Annotated in this window: 18 protein-coding genes; all 18 read right to left on the bottom strand. The window is 49.2% G+C overall.

Translation table 11 applies throughout. The features are described 5' to 3' along the window. Positions 1 to 14: 14 nt before the first annotated feature. The 18 genes from ACY2VT_RS06735 to ACY2VT_RS06650 all read right to left on the bottom strand — a co-directional run bounded on the left by ACY2VT_RS06735 (position 15) and on the right by ACY2VT_RS06650 (position 21,410). Entirely contained in the window at positions 15 to 1,316 is a 1,302-nt protein-coding gene (locus ACY2VT_RS06735) for a putative ABC transporter permease (protein WP_461879353.1), read from the bottom strand. A 260-nt stretch (positions 1,317 to 1,576) separates the two neighbouring features. Beyond that, on the bottom strand, positions 1,577 to 5,125 hold the full coding sequence (gene nifJ, locus ACY2VT_RS06730; RefSeq protein ID WP_461879352.1) for a pyruvate:ferredoxin (flavodoxin) oxidoreductase: 3,549 nt from the start codon (positions 5,123 to 5,125) through the stop codon (positions 1,577 to 1,579). A 305-nt stretch (positions 5,126 to 5,430) separates the two neighbouring features. Then, positions 5,431 to 7,245 carry an ABC-F family ATP-binding cassette domain-containing protein gene (locus ACY2VT_RS06725; RefSeq protein WP_461879351.1) on the bottom strand — a complete coding sequence of 605 codons (1,815 nt, stop codon included), beginning with the start codon at positions 7,243 to 7,245 and terminating at the stop codon, positions 5,431 to 5,433. After that, positions 7,242 to 7,679 carry a GatB/YqeY domain-containing protein gene (locus ACY2VT_RS06720; RefSeq protein WP_461879350.1) on the bottom strand — a complete coding sequence of 146 codons (438 nt, stop codon included), beginning with the start codon at positions 7,677 to 7,679 and terminating at the stop codon, positions 7,242 to 7,244. The genes ACY2VT_RS06725 and ACY2VT_RS06720 overlap by 4 nt, the downstream gene beginning before the upstream one ends. 89 nt (positions 7,680 to 7,768) lie before the next feature. Continuing rightward, positions 7,769 to 8,920 carry a DUF362 domain-containing protein gene (locus ACY2VT_RS06715; protein WP_461879349.1) on the bottom strand — a complete coding sequence of 384 codons (1,152 nt, stop codon included), beginning with the start codon at positions 8,918 to 8,920 and terminating at the stop codon, positions 7,769 to 7,771. A gap of 95 nt (positions 8,921 to 9,015) precedes the next feature. Then, positions 9,016 to 9,372, bottom strand: coding sequence for a 50S ribosomal protein L20 (gene rplT / locus ACY2VT_RS06710; protein ID WP_461879348.1), 357 nt, complete (start codon positions 9,370 to 9,372; stop codon positions 9,016 to 9,018). 49 nt (positions 9,373 to 9,421) lie between these two features. Then, entirely contained in the window at positions 9,422 to 9,619 is a 198-nt protein-coding gene (rpmI, locus tag ACY2VT_RS06705) for a 50S ribosomal protein L35 (RefSeq protein ID WP_022461742.1), read from the bottom strand. A gap of 35 nt (positions 9,620 to 9,654) precedes the next feature. Beyond that, positions 9,655 to 10,149 carry a translation initiation factor IF-3 gene (gene infC, locus ACY2VT_RS06700; protein WP_022461743.1) on the bottom strand — a complete coding sequence of 165 codons (495 nt, stop codon included), beginning with the start codon at positions 10,147 to 10,149 and terminating at the stop codon, positions 9,655 to 9,657. Between the two features lie 269 nt (positions 10,150 to 10,418). Next, a complete protein-coding gene (locus tag ACY2VT_RS06695; protein ID WP_461879347.1) occupies positions 10,419 to 10,742 on the bottom strand; it encodes a DUF1540 domain-containing protein in 324 nt (107 codons plus the stop codon). 127 nt (positions 10,743 to 10,869) lie between these two features. Next, complete coding sequence (gene thrS, locus ACY2VT_RS06690; RefSeq protein ID WP_118741562.1) at positions 10,870 to 12,807, bottom strand: threonine--tRNA ligase; 1,938 nt, start codon at positions 12,805 to 12,807, stop codon at positions 10,870 to 10,872. 395 nt (positions 12,808 to 13,202) lie between these two features. Then, positions 13,203 to 13,670 carry a hypothetical protein gene (locus tag ACY2VT_RS06685; protein WP_461879346.1) on the bottom strand — a complete coding sequence of 156 codons (468 nt, stop codon included), beginning with the start codon at positions 13,668 to 13,670 and terminating at the stop codon, positions 13,203 to 13,205. 7 nt (positions 13,671 to 13,677) lie between these two features. Beyond that, on the bottom strand, positions 13,678 to 14,964 hold the full coding sequence (locus tag ACY2VT_RS06680) for an amidohydrolase family protein (RefSeq protein WP_461879345.1): 1,287 nt from the start codon (positions 14,962 to 14,964) through the stop codon (positions 13,678 to 13,680). Positions 14,965 to 15,148: 184 nt separating this feature from the next. After that, the gene (locus ACY2VT_RS06675) at positions 15,149 to 16,237 is read right to left on the bottom strand and encodes a hypothetical protein (RefSeq protein WP_461879344.1); all 1,089 of its coding nucleotides are present in this window, start codon (positions 16,235 to 16,237) and stop codon (positions 15,149 to 15,151) included. Positions 16,238 to 16,249: 12 nt separating this feature from the next. Then, on the bottom strand, positions 16,250 to 16,618 hold the full coding sequence (locus tag ACY2VT_RS06670) for a type II toxin-antitoxin system HicB family antitoxin (RefSeq protein ID WP_461877209.1): 369 nt from the start codon (positions 16,616 to 16,618) through the stop codon (positions 16,250 to 16,252). Then, positions 16,602 to 16,820, bottom strand: a complete 219-nt coding sequence (locus ACY2VT_RS06665; protein WP_461877208.1) for a type II toxin-antitoxin system HicA family toxin — start codon at positions 16,818 to 16,820, stop codon at positions 16,602 to 16,604. Before ACY2VT_RS06665 ends, ACY2VT_RS06670 begins: the two co-directional genes overlap by 17 nt. Positions 16,821 to 17,004: 184 nt before the next feature. Continuing rightward, on the bottom strand, positions 17,005 to 17,337 hold the full coding sequence (locus tag ACY2VT_RS06660) for a helix-turn-helix domain-containing protein (protein ID WP_461874355.1): 333 nt from the start codon (positions 17,335 to 17,337) through the stop codon (positions 17,005 to 17,007). A 216-nt stretch (positions 17,338 to 17,553) separates the two neighbouring features. Then, positions 17,554 to 18,162 carry an HD domain-containing protein gene (locus ACY2VT_RS06655; protein WP_461879343.1) on the bottom strand — a complete coding sequence of 203 codons (609 nt, stop codon included), beginning with the start codon at positions 18,160 to 18,162 and terminating at the stop codon, positions 17,554 to 17,556. Positions 18,163 to 18,353: 191 nt separating this feature from the next. Continuing rightward, entirely contained in the window at positions 18,354 to 21,410 is a 3,057-nt protein-coding gene (locus ACY2VT_RS06650; RefSeq protein ID WP_461879342.1) for a glycoside hydrolase family 2 TIM barrel-domain containing protein, read from the bottom strand. Positions 21,411 to 21,485 lie beyond the last annotated feature (75 nt).

Here is a 21,485-nt window from a genome sequence, read left to right as displayed (position 1 = left end):
AAAGGTTTATTGCTTCAGCTCGCCATTTTTGCGTTCGGATAGATTTTTTCCATCCGGCTGTCCGGAAAACGTTCATCAATGAGCTGCTCTATGGCGTTTGCTGCTGGCTCATTGTGGGCACGCTGGTCGTAGCGGGTGAGGGCCAGGGTGGAGACGAGGATGTTGGCGAGCATGAAGATGATCAGTATCCAGGTGATGATGGGACCCTGTTTCAGGGGGATTTTTTCGATCCATTTTGAGAACAGGGGGTAGAGTTTTTTCAGCCATACGACGGCGGCGATTCCCCAGAAGAAGCAGTACAGGAGGTTGATGCGGCCTCCGAGGTTGAAGGGGATGTCGCTGTAGTCCCAGAAAACTTTTCCGAAGACGATTTCGGTGAAGACGCTGCAGAGGTATTCGTAGGCGCCGCCGAGGAAGGTTCCGAAGGCGAATAAAAAGCCGTCGGAGCGGTTTCTGTAATTATAGAGGAACCAGGTGGCGAGGGCGATGGCGAGGCCCCAGACGATGCTGAACGGGCCCCAGACAAGGCTGCTGCGGCTCATCCAGACGCCGGCGGTGATGCGGCAGAAGATGGTCTCGACGATGTCTCCTAAGAAGGCGCCGATGATGAACAGAAGGATGATTTTATAAAAGCTGCATCCCTCGGCAAATACTTTCGATTTTTCTTTCTGCTTCGGAATCGGCTGCACCGACGGGTAGGCGCGCTCGACACGGGCTTCCAGGCAGCGGTACAGACGGACCGAAAGGCGTTTGGTGAAAGCGTCGATCTGATCGTTCATCGCGGTGATGCGCGGCATCTTTTTGGTGATGTGGCGCAGGACGGCGTAGGAACCGATGGCATCGACGGCAAGAATTCCGAACAGGATCCACAGCGTGATATGCATCATGCCGGTTGGCGCCAGATGGAGGAGGGTAAGGCCGAGTGCGTTGCCGAATTTCAGGGCAAGAACACCAAGGATTCCCCATAGTACGGAATACTGGAGGCAGATGTAGCCGTCCATGTTCCATTTTTTATTGGAATAATCCCACCATTTGCCGTGGCCGATACGCTCCAGGACGTGGCCGGCGATCCATTCGGCGGCGGTGGCGATGATCATACAGCCGAGGAACAGGAATACGGGGCTGGACTGCAGCTCGTACAGGTAGCGTGTCATAGCAACGGCTGTGATTCCGTAGATGGCACACAATGGGCCGTTTAAGAATCCTCGGTTTACCATATGTTTCTTTCGAATGGCTGCTACTGCTGTTTCCAGAAGCCAGCCAAGGAAAGCGTAGAGGAAGAACAGACCGAGGTAGTCGTAGATTGTGTAGTTCATCGGGATCTCCTTTTCGTTCTCATTTTTCTATTGTTTATAAAAATACTTCTTCTTTTTATACACTATTTACAGCCTGCTATTCTGCTATTATATCATAGCTTTTATACAAAGAAAGCAGTTTAAAAGAAGTTTATGCTTCCTTTTTTAAGAAAAGAAGCCACACCCTTTTGGGGGCATGGCCTCTTTCTTTGCTCAGGCGGCGGCAATACGTACCGCCCGAGGGTTTATGTTACAGGTTTGGAGTAATCTGAACGAAAGAATTACTCTTCTGCGCCGTACAGTTTTACGAGTTTGTTCAGGTAAGTGTAACGGTCTTTTGCTTCCTGCTCGTTCTTGCCGAACAGTCTTTCTGCTTTCGCCGGGTTTGCACGTTTCAGAGAGTTGTAACGTACCTCGCCGTTCAGGAATTCCTGATAATCTCCTGACGGAGCCTTGGAATCCAGTGTGAATGCGCTCTTGCCTTCTGCAGCGAGTGCCGGGTTGAAGCGGAAGCAATGCCAGTATCCGGTCTGAACAGCAAGCTGTTCCTCGGTCTGTGCTTTGCTCATACCTTTCTTGATACCATGGTTGATACATGGAGCGTAAGCGATAATGAGGGACGGTCCCGGATATGCCTCAGCCTCTGCGATTGCTTTGACTGCCTGGTTGTAATCAGCACCCATAGCGATCTGTGCTACGTATACATAGCCATAGCTCATTGCGATGCTTGCCATATCTTTCTTCTTGGTTTCTTTACCGCCTGCTGCGAACTGTGCAACTGCACCGGTCGGAGTAGCTTTGGAGGACTGTCCGCCTGTGTTGGAGTAAACCTCGGTATCGAATACCATTACGTTGATATCTTTTCCGCTGGCAAGTACGTGGTCTACGCCGCCGAATCCGATATCGTAAGCCCATCCGTCACCACCGAAGATCCACTGGGATTTCTTAGCGAGGAAGTCTTTGTTCTTCACGATTTCTCTGCAGGTATCGCAGTCAGCATCTTTGATTGCTTCTACGAGTTTATCGGTTGCGGTTCCATTGGTAGCGCCGCAGTCAAAGGTATCCAGATACTCTTTGCATGCTGCTTTTACTTCTTCCGGAGCTTTCTCAGAGTTCATAACATCCTCAACTTTGGCTTTCAGGCCGCCGCGGATTGCTTTCTGAGCGAGAAGCATACCATAACCGAACTCTGCGTTGTCCTCGAACAGGGAGTTGGACCAGGCCGGGCCCTGTCCTTTCTCGTTTACGGTGTAAGGAGTGGACGGTGAGGAGTTACCCCAGATAGAGGAGCATCCTGTTGCGTTTGCAATGTACATTCTGTCACCAAACAGCTGGGTGATCAGTTTTGCGTAAGGAGTCTCGCCGCAGCCTGCGCATGCGCCGGAGAACTCAAGCAGCGGTTTCTTGAACTGGCTGCCCTTTACGGTATTCTCTTTGAATTTTGCTACAACGTCTGTCTTCTCCGGAAGAGCTGCTGCATAATCGAAGTATTTCTGCTCTGCTTCGTGTGCTGCAAGGCTTTCCATAGCCAGTGCTTTCACACCCTTCTTGCCCGGGCATACGTTTGCACAGGAACCACATCCGGTACAGTCAAGCTGGGAAATAGCCATTGTGAAGGTGTAGTCCGGCATACCGGTCATCGGCATGGTCTGGATGCCTTCCGGAGCTGCTGCTGCTTCTTCTGCGGTCATGGCAACCGGACGGATAACAGCGTGCGGGCAGACGAAGGAACATCTGTTACACTGGATACAGTTTTCCGGATTCCATACCGGTACGTTTACGGCGATACCACGTTTCTCGTATGCGGATGTGCCGGACGGAGTTGTTCCGTCTACGTAGTCTGTAAATGCGGATACAGGCAGGTTGTTTCCTTCCTGGGAAGTTACTTTTGCCTGGATGGTATTTACGAATTTAACAGCGTCAGCGCGGCCGCTCTCTGCGTGAGTTGTGGTCAGACCTTCGTCTGCTGCATCTTTCCAGCTTTCCGGAACTGCAACTTCCTTGATCTGTTTTGCACCCTCATCGATAGCTGCCCAGTTCTTCGCTACGACGTCATCACCTTTACGGCCGTATGTAGCTTTTGCTGCTGCTTTCATGAGTTCGATGGCTTTTTCTTCCGGAATGATCTTCGCAAGCTTGAAGAATGCAGACTGAAGAATGGTGTTGATACGGGTCGGTCCCATGCCGGTCTCGATACCGATCTTAACGCCGTCGATGACATAGAATTTGATGTTGTGGTTTGCGATGAATGCTTTTACCTGTCCCGGCAGATGCTCTTCAAGGCCTGCTTCATCCCATGGGCAGTTCAGAAGGAAGGTTCCTCCGTCTACCAGCTCTTCTACCATGTGATATTTGTTCACATAGGAAGGATTGTGGCATGCAACAAAGTTTGCTTTGTGGATCAGGTATGTGGATTTGATCGGTTTCTTTCCGAAACGCAGGTGGGACATGGTTACACCGCCGGACTTCTTGGAGTCATAGTCGAAGTAAGCCTGTGCGTACATGTCTGTGTTGTCACCGATGATCTTGATGGAGTTCTTGTTTGCACCTACGGTACCGTCTGCGCCAAGTCCCCAGAATTTGCAGTTGATGGTTCCTTCCGGAGTTGTTACCAGAGGAGCGCCAACCGGCAGAGACAGATTGGTAACATCATCTACGATACCAATGGTAAATCTCTGTTTTTCTGTATTTTCATATACAGCAACGATCTGAGCCGGTGTGGTGTCTTTGGAACCAAGTCCGTAACGGCCTGTGAATACCGGTGTTCTCTCGAATTTGCTGCCTTTTAATGCTGCTACTACGTCCAGGTACAGAGGCTCGCCAAGAGATCCCGGCTCTTTTGTTCTGTCCAGAACGGAAATCTGTTTTACAGTCTCCGGAATTGCATTGATGAGTGCTTCTGCGGAGAACGGACGGTACAGACGTACCTTTACAACGCCGACTTTCTTGCCTGCTGCTACGAGGTAATCGATGGTCTCCTCGATGGTATCGCAGACAGAACCCATAGCGATGATTACGTGCTCAGCGTCTGCTGCTCCATAGTAGTTGAACAGTTTGTAATCGGTTCCGATTTTCTCGTTTACTTTGTCCATGTACTCCTGTACGATTGCCGGAAGAGCATCGTAGTATGGGTTACATGCTTCTCTTGCCTGGAAGAAGATATCCGGGTTCTGTGCGGATCCTCTCTGGCACGGATGGTTCGGGTTCAGGGCATGTTTACGGAATGCATCTACTGCATCCATATCTACCATGTCTTTCAGATCTTCGTAATCCCATGTCTCGATTTTCTGAATCTCGTGGGAGGTACGGAATCCATCGAAGAAGTTGATGAATGGAACTTTACCTTTCAGTGCTGCACAGTGTGCAACCGGTGTCAGGTCCATAACCTCCTGTACGCTGGATTCGCAGAGCATTGCGACTCCGGTCTGACGACAGGCGTAAACATCTGAATGATCTCCGAAGATGGAAAGTGCGTGGCTTGCAAGGGCACGAGCGGATACGTTGAATACGCCCGGGAGCTGCTCGCCGGCAATTTTATAAAGGTTCGGGATCATCAGAAGAAGTCCCTGGGATGCGGTGTAGGTTGTGGTAAGAGCTCCGGCTGCCAGTGATCCGTGTACTGCACCTGCTGCTCCTGCCTCAGACTGCATCTCAGTTACCTGAACTTCCTGTCCGAAAATGTTCTTTCTTCCCTGGGTTGCCCACTCATCGGTATGCTCCGCCATAACGGATGAAGGGGTAATTGGGTAAATAGCTGCTACGTCGGTATACGCATAAGACGCATGTGCTGCAGCCTGGTTACCATCCATGGTTTTCATCTTTCTAGCCATTTGATTTTATCCTCCTTAAAAAATGATGACCAAAAATTACTTTGGCTTTTCTCAGGTTGGTGTTCTGCCGGGTTTCGGTTGCCTCCGCGCTTCGAAAAACCCGGATAAGGGCATGGCAATGCCACTATGTCCAGTGTCTGAATTATAACACCGATTGGGCATTCTGTCCAGATTTTCTGTGGGTGTTCAGGGAAAAATACAAGTTTTTTACAACTTCTGGTAATTCCGCGTCGAATTTCTCGATAAAAAAAGAAGGAACGGCCCGCGTATTTTTTTCTCTTCTGCGGACAGTTCCTTTGCTTCTTTTATTTCTGATTCTGCGCCTCAATCTGTTCTGCGAGGTCGGTGAGATAAACCCATCTCTCGGTTTTTTCTTCCAGAGCAGCTTCGGTCTTCTCTTTTTCCGCCATCAGTTCGGCGAGCTTTGCAGAATTGGTGGCGTTTTTGAGCATCTGATCGTCAAGCGATGCAATCTTTTCCTCGAGTGCGGCGATATCGTCATCGATGGTCTCGTACTCGCGCTGTTCTTTGAACGTAAATTTCAGGCGGGTCGGACGGTTCTGCTTCCAGTCGTTGTTCTTTGGCTTTGCAGTTTCGTCCGCGGACGTTTTGGACGGCGCTGCTTTTGCCGTTTCTTCCGCACTTCCGCCGAAACGGCGTTCTTTTGCTTCGAGGTAATCGGTGTAGCCGCCCTCGTACTGCAGAAGATTTCCGTTTCCGTCGAATTCGAAGATGCGGTCCACGACGTTATCCAGGAAATAGCGGTCGTGGGAAACGGTGATGACGATGCCGACGAACGTGTTCAGGAAATCCTCAAGCACGGTAAGGGTCGGGATATCAACGTTGTTGGACGGCTCGTCGAGGATCAGAACATTGGCGCCGCTCACCAGGACGGATAAGAGATACAGTCTCCGTTTTTCGCCTCCGGAGAGTTTGGAAATCGGGGTGTACTGCATATCCGGTGTGAACAGGAAGCGTTCGAGCATCTGCGATGCGCTGATGCGGCCGTCACGGGTCTGGACATACTCAGCGATATCTTTCACGTAGTCGATCACGCGCTGATTCGTATCCATGTCCGGCTCTTCCTGTGCCAGATAGCCGATGCGGATCGTGTCGCCGATTTCGATGGTTCCCGCATCCGGCAGGACTTCTCCGGTGATCATCCGCAGCATTGTGGATTTTCCGCAGCCGTTCGGGCCAATGATGCCGACACTCTGGTTCCGCAGGAAGATGTATTCGAAATCTTTCATCAGCGTTTTATCGCCGAAGGCTTTGCTGACGTTATGGAATTCAATCGTTTTCTTTCCCATGCGGGTCTCGACAGCATCCATCTCCACGACAGCGTCTGCGGTCGGTGCTGTGCCATTTTTGAGTGCTTCGAGACGGTCGAGTCTGGCGCGCTGTTTTGTGCTTCTTGCGCGGCAGCCGCGTTTCGCCCATTCGAGTTCCATGCGCAGGATGCTCTGGCGTTTCCGTTCAGAGGCGAGTTCCATCTCCTCGCGCTCAGCTTTCAGTTCCAGAAAACGGGAATAGTTGGAATCGTAGCTGTACATTTTTCCGTGGCTGATTTCGAGGATGCGGTTCGACACTTTATCCAGGAAATAACGGTCATGGGTGACCATAAAGACGGTTCCGCGGTAATTTTTCAGGTAATCCTCAAGCCAGGAGAGCATCGCATTGTCGAGATGGTTTGTCGGCTCGTCGAGGATCAGGACGTCAAAATCGGACGCAAGCACTTTTGCCAGAGCAACCTTGCGGCGCTGGCCGCCCGAGAGGGTGTCGAGTTTTGCGTCGTATTCGGTGATACCGAGCTGTACAAGGTTGCTCTGCACCTGCCAGTCCTCCTCATCGCCGGAAAGGGCGTAGGACAGCACGGTGGCATCCTTCGGAAATTCCGGTGTCTGCGGAAGATAGGCCATTTTGAGGTTGTTCTGGCGGATAATCTGGCCGGAATCCGGTGTCTCCTCTCCTGCCACCATGCGCAGCAGCGTGGATTTTCCGGTTCCGTTGATTCCGACGATGCCGACCTTGTCGCCCTCCTGCAGGCCGAAGGAGGCATCGTCAAAAATCAGTTTATCGCCGAACAGTTTGCTGATGTGTTCGATGTTGATGATATTCATTTGCACAGTTCTGCAACGGTCTGGTTGATGACTTTTCCGTCTGCTTTACCTTTCATATCTGCCATAACAGCCTTCATGATGGCACCTTTGTTTTTGGTTGCCAGAACGTCTGCGAATTTCTCCTGGATGTAAGCTTTGACTTCGTCTGCACTCATCTGTTTCGGTGCATACTCGCTGATGACGTCATAGCGGAACTGATACTCTGCTTTTAAGTCCTCACGGGATGCCGGGCAGGTATCGATCTGCTCTTTTACGGTCTTCAGCTCTTTTAAGATGACGCGGTCTACCATTTCCGGTTTGATGTCATCGCGGCAGCCCTCGTCAATAGCAACCTTCTTGGCTGCGGAGATCAGGGAAGAGATGGCCTCTTTTCTCGCTTTGTCTTTGGCTTTCATTGCTGCTATCATATCACTTCTTAAAGTTTCTAATTCCATGGTGTTGTTCCTCCTGTACTAAATTTTGTCCGGTTTCAAGTATAACACTTCTCTTTTTGCTTTTCCAGTCACTTTGTAGGATAGCTCCCTTATTTTCCCCACGGCAGACGGTGTTTCTTTACCTGGATTGCCTGATGCGGGCACATTTCCTGACAGCAGAAACAGCGGATGCACTTTTTATAATCGTAGACCGGCGGATTTCTGCGGCCGTTATCAAAGCGGACGGCTTTCCCTTCCACCGGGCAGCTCTCGACGCAGACGCCGCATTTTTTACATTTTTCTTCTATGATATAGGGGCGGCTCTGGAATACCCCGAGGATCTCGAGCAGGTCGAGGGCTCCTTTTTTGCGGGCTTTGCGGCGGTCGACGTTGAAGTTTGGATTTCCGTACTTTCTTTTCAGTTCTTCCTCGGATATGTTATCATCCGCTGTCACGATTTCGATGCGGTCGTCGTGCCACGTTCCAAGACCGAGCGTTTCCCCGTAGAGATTTGTCGGCACATACGACGGATCGAGATCCACCAGATGGCAGAATACGGTATCCAGTGCGATCGGATCGGTGGATATAAGAAGAACTCCCATCGAAACCGGATCGCCGGAAGTCGGACCATTGCCTTCCATTGCTACGATGCCGTCGCAGATATAGAGGCGCGGGGCGACTTTCTGGTTCAGCTCGATCAGCATGTGTGCGAAGCTCTCAGCGTTCGGATACTGCGTGTGGCCGAGTTTTTTGTAGACGCCGCTGATGCAGCCGTACTGGTTCTTGACGGCTCCGGTGATGCGTTCCAGCGCGTGGGTTTTCATTTTGCTGACGCTGATGAGGGCATCACAGTCGAGAGCGTCTTTCGCGATCATCAGAAATTTGCCGTCGGCGGTTTCTACGCGCTCGCTCGTAAGGAAATCCTTCAGCGGAACGTTGTGTTTTTCCAGCACCTCTTTCAGCCCGGCTTCCTTTGCAATGCCCTCCGGGGTGCCAAGGCCGCAGGAATCGCCGCAGGAAATATTCTCATAGCCATTTTCCTGCAAAATCGTGATCAGGGCATCCATGACTTCCGGGTCGGTCACGACGGCGCGTTCGCGTTTTGCGGAGCGGACGAGGTTCGGTTTTAATAAGATATTTTCTTCTTTTCCGATCAGAGATTCCAGGCCGCCAATTGCTTCCAATCCCTTTTGCAGGCTTTCCTTTACGCGCGCCGGCTCATAGTCGGGACAGGCAACCACTGCCACTTTGCTTTTTTCCATATTCACCTCATGTTTTTCTATATTTCAAAAGAAGCTGCGATCCCCTTACCGGTTCTCACAGCTTCTTCGTATATTCACACAGAATATGTTTTTACTTATGCTACTTTGCTTTTTGCAAGCTCAGCCAGTGTTGCAAATCCTTCTGCATCGTTAACTGCCATGTCAGCCAGAACTTTACGGTTCAGCTCAACGCCTGCCAGTTTCAGACCAGACATAAATTTGCTGTAGGACAGACCGTTCATTCTTGCTGCTGCGTTGATACGAGCGATCCACAGCTGACGGAACTGACGTTTTTTCTGTTTTCTTCCTGCGTAGGAGCTGGTCAGTGCGCGCATTACGGACTGTTTTGCTACTCTATACTGTTTGCTTCTGGCTCCTCTGTAACCTTTAGCCAGTTTTAATACTCTGTTATGTTTTTTCTTAGCGTTCATGCCGCCTTTAATTCTTGCCATTTCTTATTTTCCTCCTTGATCTGTTGGGCGTAACTCTACCTTGCAAAAATTACATGTAAGGTAAGATTTTCTTCATGTTCTTTACGTTTGTTGCATCAACAGTAGTCTGTTTTCTCAGGTTTCTTTTTCTCTTCTGAGATTTCTTGGTTAAGATATGGCTCTTGTAAGCTTTATTTCTTACTAATTTTCCTGTTCCTGTTGTTTTAAAACGCTTTGCAGCTGCTCTGCTTGTTTTTACCTTTGGCATTTTAATTTCCTCCTTGATATTGATTCAAATGTATTTTAACGTTTAGCCGTCAAAAACATGGTCATGCTTCTGCCTTCCACCTTCGGCGCTTTGTCAACCGTTGCAATATCGGACAGACTCTCTGCAAATTCATCGAGGATGTATTTGCTGCTGTTCATATGTGCCATCTCACGGCCGCGGAAACGAAGTGTTACTTTTACTTTGTCTCCCTTTGTAATGAACTTACGGGCTGCACCTACTTTGGTATTAAGATCATTGGTGTCAATGTTTGGAGAAAGGCGAACTTCCTTGATTTCAATTGTTTTCTGTTTTTTCTTTGCTTCTTTTTCCTTGCGGGCCAGTTCATATCTGTACTTTCCGTAGTCGATAATTTTGCAAACCGGCGGTTTCGCTGTCGGAGCAATTTTCACAAGATCCAGACCTGCTTCCTGTGCTTTCAGGTACGCATCTCTGGCAGACATGATACCAAGCTGTTCTCCGTTCTGACCGATCAGACGAATTTCTCTGTCTCTGATCTGCTCGTTAATCATTAATTCGCTAATTGTAGTGCACCTCCATCATTATAAAAGACTGTGTTGCCCGCTTTTGCGGTTTAACCAAAAGAAAAGTGGATAGACAGACTATCCACTTAACATTGTACATAAATCTCTACACAAAGAGAACTTAAGATCAATATTGGACCGTAGTCGCGTGTTTGCGCTAGGGTGAGAGTGGATACTCTACTTTCTTTTTCTCAGACTATTGCAGTATAGCACTCTCCCATCCTGTTGTCAATACTGATTTTCGCATTTTTTCGTATTTATTTCCCGCAGCCACAGCGGAAGGAGCTGCACTCGGTTTCCTGGCAGCTGCATGCGCTGTCTCCGGAGATATGGATGTCTCCGGCTTCGCATTTACAGTTGTCGTTAAAGGTACAGTTCTGCGCCTTACAGTTGACACCGATTTTCGTACAGCCGCAGCCGGTGGAGTTGGACATCGTGCCCTCACCGCGCTCCTTGAAGCTCTCGCAGCACGTTTCCATGGAGCTTTTGGCTCCGCTTCCGCCTACGCGGATATCTCCTTTGGAACAGAGCTCGTTCTGGTTGTAAACACAGGTCATAGCGGAACAACTTAATGCTGGCATAATAAATTACCTCCTGAAATTTAGTTTTCTGCGGTTTCGCCCGCATAGAAACCATTATTTCCAGAAGGTAATTTTTTATGCATTCCGAATCATTTCCTGCTTTCGCATGGATTCAAAATGTTTGTTCTTATTTATTTTCTTTTGTTTCAACAGTAACCGGGCGGTTTACGCGGCTTGCGATTTCTTCTTTGATATCTGCGATAAACTGCTCCAGGCTTCTCTGGCCTTCATCACCTGCAAAACGGCTTCTGACAGATACAAGACCTGCCTCTTCCTCTTTTGCTCCGGCGATCAGCATGTACGGGATCTTCTGTCCCTGTGCCTCACGGATCTTGTATCCGATCTTCTCGGAACGGGTATCCATCTCTGCGCGGATGCCTGCCTCATGAAGGGCATCGAGAACTTTTTTGCCGTAATCTGCGTATTTGTCGGAGATTGGCAGAACCTTTACCTGTACCGGTGCAAGCCAGGTCGGGAATGCACCTGCGAAGTGCTCGATCAGGATTCCGATGAAACGCTCAACGGAACCGTAAACAACACGGTGGATCATGATCGGACGATGTTTCTCGCCGTCAGCTCCTGTGTATTCCAGTTCGAATCTCTGCGGCAGCTGGAAGTCAAGCTGAATGGTACCGCACTGCCAGGTTCTTCCGATGGAGTCTTCCAGATGGAAGTCGATCTTTGGTCCGTAGAATGCGCCGTCGCCTTCGTTGACTACGTAGTCAAGTCCAAGGTCATCGAGTGCTCCGCGGAGTCCTTCGGTTGCTACCTCCCAGTCCTCATCGCTTCCCATGCTGTCTTCCGGACGGGTGGACAGCTCTACGTGATATTTGAATCCGAACAGTTTGTAAACCTGGTCAATCAGGTTTGCAACGCCCTTGATTTCATCTTTGATCTGCTCCGGTGTCATGAAGATATGGGCATCGTCCTGGTTGAAGCAGCGTACACGCATCAGACCGTGCAGCTGGCCGGATTTCTCATGACGATGTACCAGGCCAACCTCTGCCAGACGCAGCGGCAGATCACGGTAGGAACGCGGCTCGGATTTGTACACGAGAACGCCGCCCGGGCAGTTCATCGGTTTGATTGCATAATCTTCATCGTCGATGACGGTGGTATACATGTTTTCTTTGTAGTGATCCCAGTGACCGGAGGTCTCCCACAGACGACGGTTCAGGATGATCGGGGTAGAGATTTCTACGTATCCTGCTTTTCTGTGGATTTCACGCCAGTAATCCATCAGCGCATTTTTCAGATCCATTCCTTTTGGAAGGAAGAACGGGAATCCCGGGCCGTCCTCACTCATCATAAACAGACCAAGTTCTTTTCCGAGTTTTCTGTGGTCACGTTTCTTTGCTTCTTCGATCATATGGAGGTACTCTTCGAGCTCTGCTTTCTTTGTGAATGCAGTTCCGTAGATTCTCTGCAGCATCTTGTTTTTCTCGCTGCCTCTCCAGTATGCGCCTGCAAGGCTGGTCAGTTTGAAGGCTTTGACCGGCTTTGTGCTCATCAGATGAGGGCCTGCGCACAGATCCGTAAATTCACCCTGGCGATAGAAGCTGATGACTGCGTCTTCCGGCAGATCTTCGATCAGTTCTACTTTGTACGGCTCTTCTTTTTCTTTCATGAAGGCAATGGCTTCTGCTCTCGGCAGTTCGAAGCGCTCCAGTTTCAGATCCTCTTTTACGATTTTCTTCATCTCTGCTTCGATTTTCTCAAGATCCTCGCTGGTGAGCGGAGTTTCTCTGTCTACATCGTAGTAGAATCCGTCTGCGATGGACGGTCCGATTGCAAGCTTTGTCTCCGGGTACAGTCTCTTGATTGCCTGTGCCATAATATGGGATGTAGTGTGACGGAATGCTGCTTTTCCGCCTTCATCGTTGAAGGTCAGAATGGAAAGATTACAGTCTTTGTCGATCACGGTACGAAGGTCTTCTACTTCGCCGTTTACTTCACCTGCACAGGCCATTCTTGCAAGGCCTTCGCTGATGTCTGCTGCGATCTCAATGATGGATTTCGGTTCGGAGTACTCTTTGGTACTTCCATCTTTCAGTGTGATGATCATTTGCTTTACCTCTTTCTTTGTATATTTTTCGCAAGCGTGTTTCAGGATTTTTATACTTTTTACAGCAACAAAAAAGTCCCTTCTGACACGCTTATGCTGTCAAAAGGGACGATGTATTTTCATTCACCGCGGTTCCACCCATTTTGTTTTTTCAAACCACTTCATTTGACGATAACGGAATCACCGGGCCGGATTGGGGCCGCTCAGAGCTGGTCTTCGATCACGTTCCTGTTAAAACCCTTGCACCACAAAACGGGGTTTCTCTCTGTCACATTCGCTGTGATTTACTTGTCTCTTCTACGCTTTGTTTTTTGTGTTCGGTGCTTTTTGGCTCCCGATAGTTTTAGATTATATCACCCAATGCGTGGTTGTCAAGACCTGTATGGGCGGAAAATTTATTTTTCCGGCGATTTTTGTCCTGCTGTCTGCAGAGCAATTTTTTCTTTTGCTTTTTCCGGCATTTCCAGCAGGGCAAACTCGTAAAAGATGCCGTAAATATACGTAATTCCACGGATATCGCCCAGCGCTTTCGGGCGCTCGACAACCGGTCTTTCGTTCTCCTGCTGTAATTCCAGCACTTTCTGATATGCACTCCGGACGGAACTCCAGACAAGACTTTTGCTTTTTTCTCTGCGGTTGATCCAGAGCTCTTTTGTATAGGTGCCGCTTCTGCCGTATTTCATATGGTAGGAATACGGCAGGCCGGAATACGTATGGAACTCAAAATCCTGATACGCAGTAACACAGTCCCACAGGGCTTCTTCTGTCCGCTCCCTGTGGAGCCGCTGCAGGGCCTGTTCTCTTTTTCGCTGTAAGCTTTCCTGTGTTTCTTTCGTTTCTTCCATCTTGTTTGTCTTCTCCATCCTGTTTTTAATCCACCAGAAATTTATCCAGCTCCGCCGTCACGACCGGATTACGTTTTACCTGCGGATGGTCGATTTTTCTTCCCTTCGCGACAACCATTTCGATCTGGCGCAGAGCGCGGAGGTTTTCGAGCGGATTCTTTGCGGTGACGATGAAGTCCGCGCATTTTCCCGGCTCGATCGTTCCGGTTTTGGCTCCGATTCCTGCCATCTCGGCGGCGCGGGCGGTTGCGGTGTAAAGTGCGAATGTATTGGAAACACCGACATATTTATGGAAATAAAAGAGTTCCCGCCAGAAGTCGTACTGGGTAATCCACGGGCATCCGACGTCGTTTCCAAGGACAACGGGGATGTCGTTGGCGATGGCTTTTTTCGCACAGTCGATAATTCCCTCAAATACTACGTTTCCATTGAACTGCTCCACTTCTGTTGCATTGGTGATGGAGCGGTCGAACAGCGCGTATGGGAGTGCCGGTGACAGCGTGGTGCAGAGAAATGCTTTCTTTTCTTTAAACAGGCGGATCATATCTTCGTCCATTTTTGCACCGTGTTCGATGGAATCCACACCGTTTTCCAGCGCCACGCGGACTCCCTGCGGCGATTCGACATGGGCAGCGACCTGATAGCCGAGCGCATGGGCTTTGTCGCAGACGGCTTTTACCATCTCCGGTTCCATTTTGAGTTCGCCCGGGACGCCTTTTTCTTTCGCATCGAGCACGCCGCCGGTGATCATCAGCTTGATCAGGTTGACGTTCTCGCGTTTTGCCTCCTCCACATGGGCGACGGCCGCGTCGATGCTCTCCGCTGCGATGGCTACGGATCCTGCCATGTGTCCGCCCGGTACGGAGATTCCCTCATTTGCGGCAAGGATTCTCGGGCCTGTCTTTTTTCCGGCTTTAATTTCATCGCGCAGCCGCGTATCGAAAGTTCCAAGCCCTCCGACGGTGCGGATCGTAGTGACACCGCTCAGTAACTCGTCTTTTGCAAATCCTGCCACCATGCGGTAGGCGATAGCGCGGGAAATACCGTTGCTCATCAGGGTTTTGACGAGTTTTGCATTGTCGCGCTGCTTCTTCTGCGGTTTTCCATTGCCCGCGAGGTGGACATGCATGTTGATCAGACCGGGCATGATGTATTTTCCCTGCAGATCTACCTCTGTATAACCGGAAAGTCTCGTCTCTTCCGGGACAATCGCCGTGATGTTTTCTCCCTCCGTCAGAATCGTGAGACCGTTCTGGACCTGCATCTCTTTCGTTCCGTTTAAAATTTTTCCATTTTTGTAGGCATATTTCATACTCGATTCCCTCTTTCTGCCGAACGTATTATGGTTTATTTTAACACGTCAGAGAGGGATTGTGCGACAGAAAAATCGTTTTTCTCTGTTTTTTATTTCTCTTTCATAATTTCCCGTTCTGCCGGATGTGTTCCTGGCAAAACGGGGATCTTATTTTCTAAAAGCGAAATCTCTGTGCGGATGCTTATTTTTCGAGGATTTCCCGCATCTGCTGCATGATTTTCTTTATTTCATAGACTGCTACGCTGTTTACGACTTCAAAATTGATCTGTTTTTCTTTTCCGCCGTATTTTGTTTCATATTCTCTGGCTTTTTCTTCGTCGTGATCTTTGTACCGTGCTTTGCCGATCAGATAAGCATCTGAATTGGCCGTATCGGGGTAGCCCGGGCCTTTTTCCAGTTCAAACAGCTCTTTCTTTTCTTTCAGATCCTTTTCCAGTCTGCTCAATTTTTCCAGAAACACCTGACAGACTTCAGGATAATGTTCTCTGATGTATATCAGATTTTTGTGCAGACATATTGCGCTTTTTTCCATCAGATGACGCTCTGTTTCGTTCGTCAGATAATCAAACTCCCCCAGCTGTACTTCATCCCCCTGAATGGACCGCGCAAGCTGTTCAAACCAGTACATCTGCCGCGGCATACTGTCCGGGAACATGAAATATGTTGAAAACTCATGATCAATCATCGGCGCCAGACGCAGAATCTTATCGTCTTCACGGCAGACAAATGCGATGTTTTCGTAATGGTAGTTCTGATCGCCTTTCAAAATCGAAACGAGAATCTGCAGTACCAGCTCCTCCGCCATCGCCGGGTGGGTCTGGAAATAGTCGGATTCGAGGATTTCGGTGTAGTCGTAGAACATCTGGCAGTAATTGACGTAGTCATCAATATGGACTTTGTCGTCAGGATATTTTCGAAAGAACTCCAGCAGATTCAGCAGATGTTCTCCTTCCCCGTAAATCATCGGTGAAACTGTTCCATAATCGTAATATTTCTCCACCTCCGCCTCATACCCTTCGCAAAACGCAAGCTGATACTGCGGCGCCGGCATAAAATACGCATCAATCACCCATGACCAGAAAACCTCAGCATAGGCGAACAGCGGTGTAGACAGCGGTTTAGATTTTGTAAGCGGTTTAAAAACAACATCTCCTTCAAAAACCGGAAAATGCTTCTCCCCTTTCACAACCCCTACCGCCTCCGCTTTCAGATTGCCGGTACGTTTGGCATAAATGTACTTTTTCGGAATGTAGGATGGTTTTTGTGTCATATTTTCACCGCCTTAAAATTTTCTTGAAACCATTGCATCGTTTTTTGATAGAAGATATACGCAATACTGATTCATACTGATTCCCTCTCGTTTCGAATGCTCTGCCAGTGCTCTGTGCAGGCTTCGCGGCATTCTCAGCTTAAATTGTCCGGAATACGCTTCCAGGCTATCCGGCTCAGCGATTTCGATTCCTTCCTCCAAAGCAGCTTCCAGCCATGCCTTTTTGGCATCCACCGCATTTGCTGCTGCGCTTTCTATGGTCTCTCCACAGGTAATACATCCTGGCAGATCTGGATAAGATACTACAAATCCGCCTTCATCCTGATCCTCTACAATTTCCATACGATAGGACATTTTCATATAATCATTCAACGTCTTCATGTTTCTTTTCCTCACTTTCTATCACCTGTCTTACCATTTCTACATACACTTTCTTGATCGGTTCATGTTTTGGTATTGTAATTGGTACGGCGCCTGGTTTTCGAAATGTATAATGACTGCTCCCGCTTTTCGGCGCATTCCGTTCATATCCGTAGCTTTCTAATACTTTTCTCAGTTCATGAAACCGCAGATCCTTTGACACTCCTCAGATCCTCGCAATCAGTTTATCCCATTTTGACATGTCTTATCTCTCCTTTTATTATATTTGGTGTCATATATGATGTCAATATTTTCTTTTATATTAATATACGTATCGTATATACGTATATTAATATAAAAGAAATCGCATGTCAATCTATTCTGACATACGATTTCTACATGTTTTCTTATTCCTCCTGTAATGCCGCCAGATATCCCAGGATTCTTTCCTTTTGTCTGCCTGGCAGATTGCGGAATCCCTCCAGAATCATTTTTTCTTCTGTATTTACCGCACGCAGTTCAAAATCCACAGCGCTTGGCTCTGTCTCATTCTCCCCCAGAAGTTCATACGGCGTAACCTTCAGCACTTCGCAGATTTTCAGTATTTTATCCGCCGACGGATTGGTGCCCTTTCTTTTCCAGTCGCTGATGGTGCTCTGGGAAATTCCGGTTTCTTCGGAGAATTCTTTCTGCGTCATGCCGTTTCGAAGAATTAATTCAAAAATTTTTTCACTGATCATATTTTATCTCACCCTTTCACTCAGATTTTGTTTGATACCAGGGGCAAAAGGGCAAAAAGCCGATGCAAGCTCGCTTGCAAGAGAATTTTTGATCTTTTGACCCGCCAAAAACATGAGTAAGTAGCCATTTTTCGAAGAAAAATGAGCGGATTACGAATGTTTTTGAAGATTGCGGGAGTGCCAAGCACGTAGCAATCTGGTATCTCAGGCTGTTTTTTACACATTCTGCTCCGCTTCCACTTCCCGGTTGATCTCATCCTCGCTGTCAGCCATGGCCTGCAGTGTCATGGTCAGCAGTTTGTCCAGCGGCCAGCCAAGCTGCTCGGCGCCCCGCTCGATGACTTCTCTGGAACATCCCGCTGCAAAGCCTTTGCTCTTATATTTCTTCTTCAGGGATTTCAGTTCCATATCTTTTGTGCTCTTGGAAGGCCGCATCAGCGCAGCCGCCCAGATCAGGCCTGTCAGCTCATCTGCGGCAAACAGCACTTTTTCCATCTCGTGAACCGGCTCCACATCCAGCGTCACGCCGCACTCGATGGTGATGCCATAGCCGTGTGAAACAACTCCATGAATGATATCCTCCGATACGCCGCCTTCCCGCAACAGTTCCGGTGCTTTCAGGCAGTGCTCAGCCGGATACAGTTCAAAATCAATGTCATGCAGCAGACCGACAATTCCCCAGTGCTCCTCTTCTGCTTCATAGCCGAGTTCTCTCGCATACCATTTCATCACCGCCTCTACCGTAAGCGCATGCTGAATATGGAAGGGATCTTTGTTGTATTTTTTTAATAAGGCAAACGCCTCGTCTCTTGTAATTTCACTCATGATCTGTTTTCTCCTTTTTCTTCCCTGATTTTCCAGAATCTGTGAATCTGAATTGTAATTTCATCCATTATATACCTATATTCATACCGTATCAATAGGTTTATTCAGACTTTTTCCTATCCCCCATACAAAAAACGCTGCTTCACTCCCCCTTTTCGGAAGATGAAGCAGCATTTTTTTCTGCAATCGTCTTACAGCAGTTCCGGTTTCAGCCGTACGGCGAATTTTATTTCGTTTTCTTTCAACTGATACTTCTCCAGCAGCATCGGACCGCAGCTTGCCGATCCGATTCCCGCCTGGCGGTAGTCAATGCAGAAAACAGTGCTTCCGCACGGCTTAAGCTCATAGTTATGTGCTTTTTCCGTCAGCTCCTCCTGCGTATAAACGGATGCCTGGAAGGAGAACGTTTTCTCTCCCACTGCCGTCAGCACCACGCGGTCATTAGCAAGGCTTGCGTAATCACAGTCATAGTGGCTGCCGTTCTCCTGCGGGCGGATGTAATCCTCCTGCTGTTCTGCCGGTGTGCTGTGGAAAACGCCGTGATAGCTTGCCTGATGCTTATCCACGTAGCTCTCCACCGGGCCGAGGCCGCAGTAGGTCAGTTTTGCAAACGAATCCGGCAGGAACAGGCGCAGGCCAAAACGCGGCAGAACCGGGAATACCAGGTCTTTCTTTGCTTCTACATGGACATCGGTCGTTCCGTCGCCGTAAATTGTCCATTTGATCACACCTGCAAGGATCCGCTGCAGAGCCGGAGACGAAATCGAATAGCTTGTCTCGATCTCCACGCAGCCGTCCTCTTCCCGCGCCGTTGTCTCATACGCCCGCGTCACGGTGCGGTCATACTGCGCACGCATCCAGGTATTCTTGATATTGCGGTCATTGTCTGTCGGTGCACGCCAGATGTTCAGCTCCATCGGGCGGTCGAGCAGATTCTGGTTGGCATAGCACATTTCCTCAAACAGGCCGGTAAACTTATTGTAGGTATAGCTGAACTGATCCGTCGATATAGTCAGGAAATGATCATCCTCTTTCCATCCGAACGAAGCCGTTCTCTCCGGGTGCTTCATCATCGCTTTTGCTTTCTGGTTCTGATTGTCTTTCGTCTCCACCGGAACTTCTTCAAAACCAAGCTCAAACTGCTCCGGCACCAGCTCTGTCGCATGTTTCTGATACCAGGTAACCTTCAGCGCACATTTTCCCTGCTCCGGCAGCACGGAAATGGCAAGCGGAATCGTCTTCTCACAGCCTGCCGCAAGCTCCAGCAGTGCTTCATCTGTAATCTTGCCGCTCTCCGTCACTTCGCCGTCCACAAGCACCTCATAGCCGAGCACAGCGTAATCTTTCAGATTCACAAAATTCATATAGTTTTTGATGGTCAGTGTACCCTTTTCGGCATCATATCCCGTCACGCGCACCGGACGATGCACGTTTTTAAATTCCATCAGTCCCGTATGCGGTGTGCGGTCCGGATAAACGAGTCCGTCCATGCAGAAGTTGCCGTCGTGCGGATACTCATTGTGGTCGCCGCCGTATGCGTACATCTTTTTGCCTTCGATCGTTTTTCCCATGTCGATCGCGTGGTCACACCACTCCCATATAAAGCCGCCGCACATCTTCTCCTCACTGTGGATCAGTTCAAAATAGTCCTCGAGATCTCCCGGGCCGTTGCCCATCGCATGGCAGTATTCGCACATGATATACGGCTTATCCCCGTACTCCACCAGCTCTTTTTTAATCTCCTCGAGTGATGGATACATGCGGCTGTAGAGGTCGAGGTTGCTGTAATCGTATTTCTTCGGATCATCCACATACCGTGCCGCCTCATAGTGTGTCAGACGCGTCGGGTCAAATTCCTTCGTCCACTTTAAGGCCGCCTCGAAGGTACAGCCGTATGCGCACTCATTTCCCATCGACCAGATGACAACGCTCGGGCGGTTCTTGTCGCGCTCTACGCAGCGCTGGGTGCGGTCCACGGTTGCCTCTGTAAATACCGGATTGTTTGCAATCAGCTTGTTCCAGTTCTTCGCATACTCTTCCCACGTCGTATAGTTGCTGTAAACCGCCTCGGTGCCGTGGCTCTCATTGTCCGCCTCGTCAACGACATAGAAGCCCAGACGGTCATAGAGCTGATAGCAGTACGGCGCATTCGGATAATGACTGGTACGAATCGCATTGATGTTGTGTTCTTTCATCACTTTCAGATCTTTTTTGATCTGCGCCAGGCTGATCGCAAAGCCCGTCACCGGATCGCTGTCGTGGCGGTTTGTTCCGTGGAATTTGATCTTCACGCCGTTCAGGTACAGCACACCGTCCTTCGCGTGGATCTCACGGATGCCGACATGATCAGTGATCACCTCACCCGCCGTCTCCAGCACCAGCGTATACAGATACGGCTCCTCGGCATTCCACAGATGTGCATCTTTTACATGCATCTGAACCGTATCGCCGCCAAACGCTGCCTCTGCCACAAGATGATTTTCTGCATCAAACAGCTTTGCCGTTCCTTCCTGCGGTTCCCCGTCATTCCAGGTAATCGCAATCGAAACTTCTCCATTCTGGTACGATGCGTCCGGCGCTGCCTTTACAAAGTAATCGCGGATGCCTTTTTCTGGTCTTGCAAGCAGATAGACATCGCGGAAAATGCCGCTCATGCGGAATTTGTCCTGATCTTCGAGATAGCTTCCATCGCACCATTTCAGCACCAGTACGGCGATGGTGTTGGTGCCATCTTTTAAGAAGTCTGTTACATCAAATTCACTCGTAGAATGAGACACCTGGCTGTAGCCGACGAAGCTGCCGTTCATCCATACGTAGAAGCAGGAATCCACGCCCTCAAAATTCAGGAATGCCCTCGGTGCTTCCTCCTGTTTTTTCCACTCGAACATTCTCACGTACGCACCGCACGGGTTCTCATACGGCACATACGGCGGATCCACCGGGAACGGGTAGCGGACGTTCGTATACTGATGGTGGTCATGGCCATAATTCTGCCAGACGGACGGTACCGGAATCGTCTCGAATGCAGAAGTGTCGTATCCTTCTGCGAAAAACTCCTCTTTTACATCGTAAACACTGGTAAAATAGCGGAATTTCCAGTCCCCGGAAAGCAGGAAAAAGCGGTCCGACGCCTCCCGGTTCTCCACCAGATCCTCCATGCGGCGGGATGCCGGAATGTAGTAGGCACGGTTCGGCATGGTATTCACATGCAGGTGATCGAAATCTTCGAAATATTTTGGAACAATCATCTCTGTTTAGGTCCTCCTTATTCTGTCTTTTGTTTCCAATATCGGCACCGAAACACACGCGGTCCCGGTGCCGAT

Origin of the sequence: Fusicatenibacter sp., from assembly GCF_050872605.1 — a bacterium.
Lineage (GTDB): Bacteria > Bacillota > Clostridia > Lachnospirales > Lachnospiraceae > Fusicatenibacter.
The sequence above is the reverse complement of the archived record's forward strand: the minus strand, read 5'-3'. Positions and strand labels throughout refer to the sequence as shown.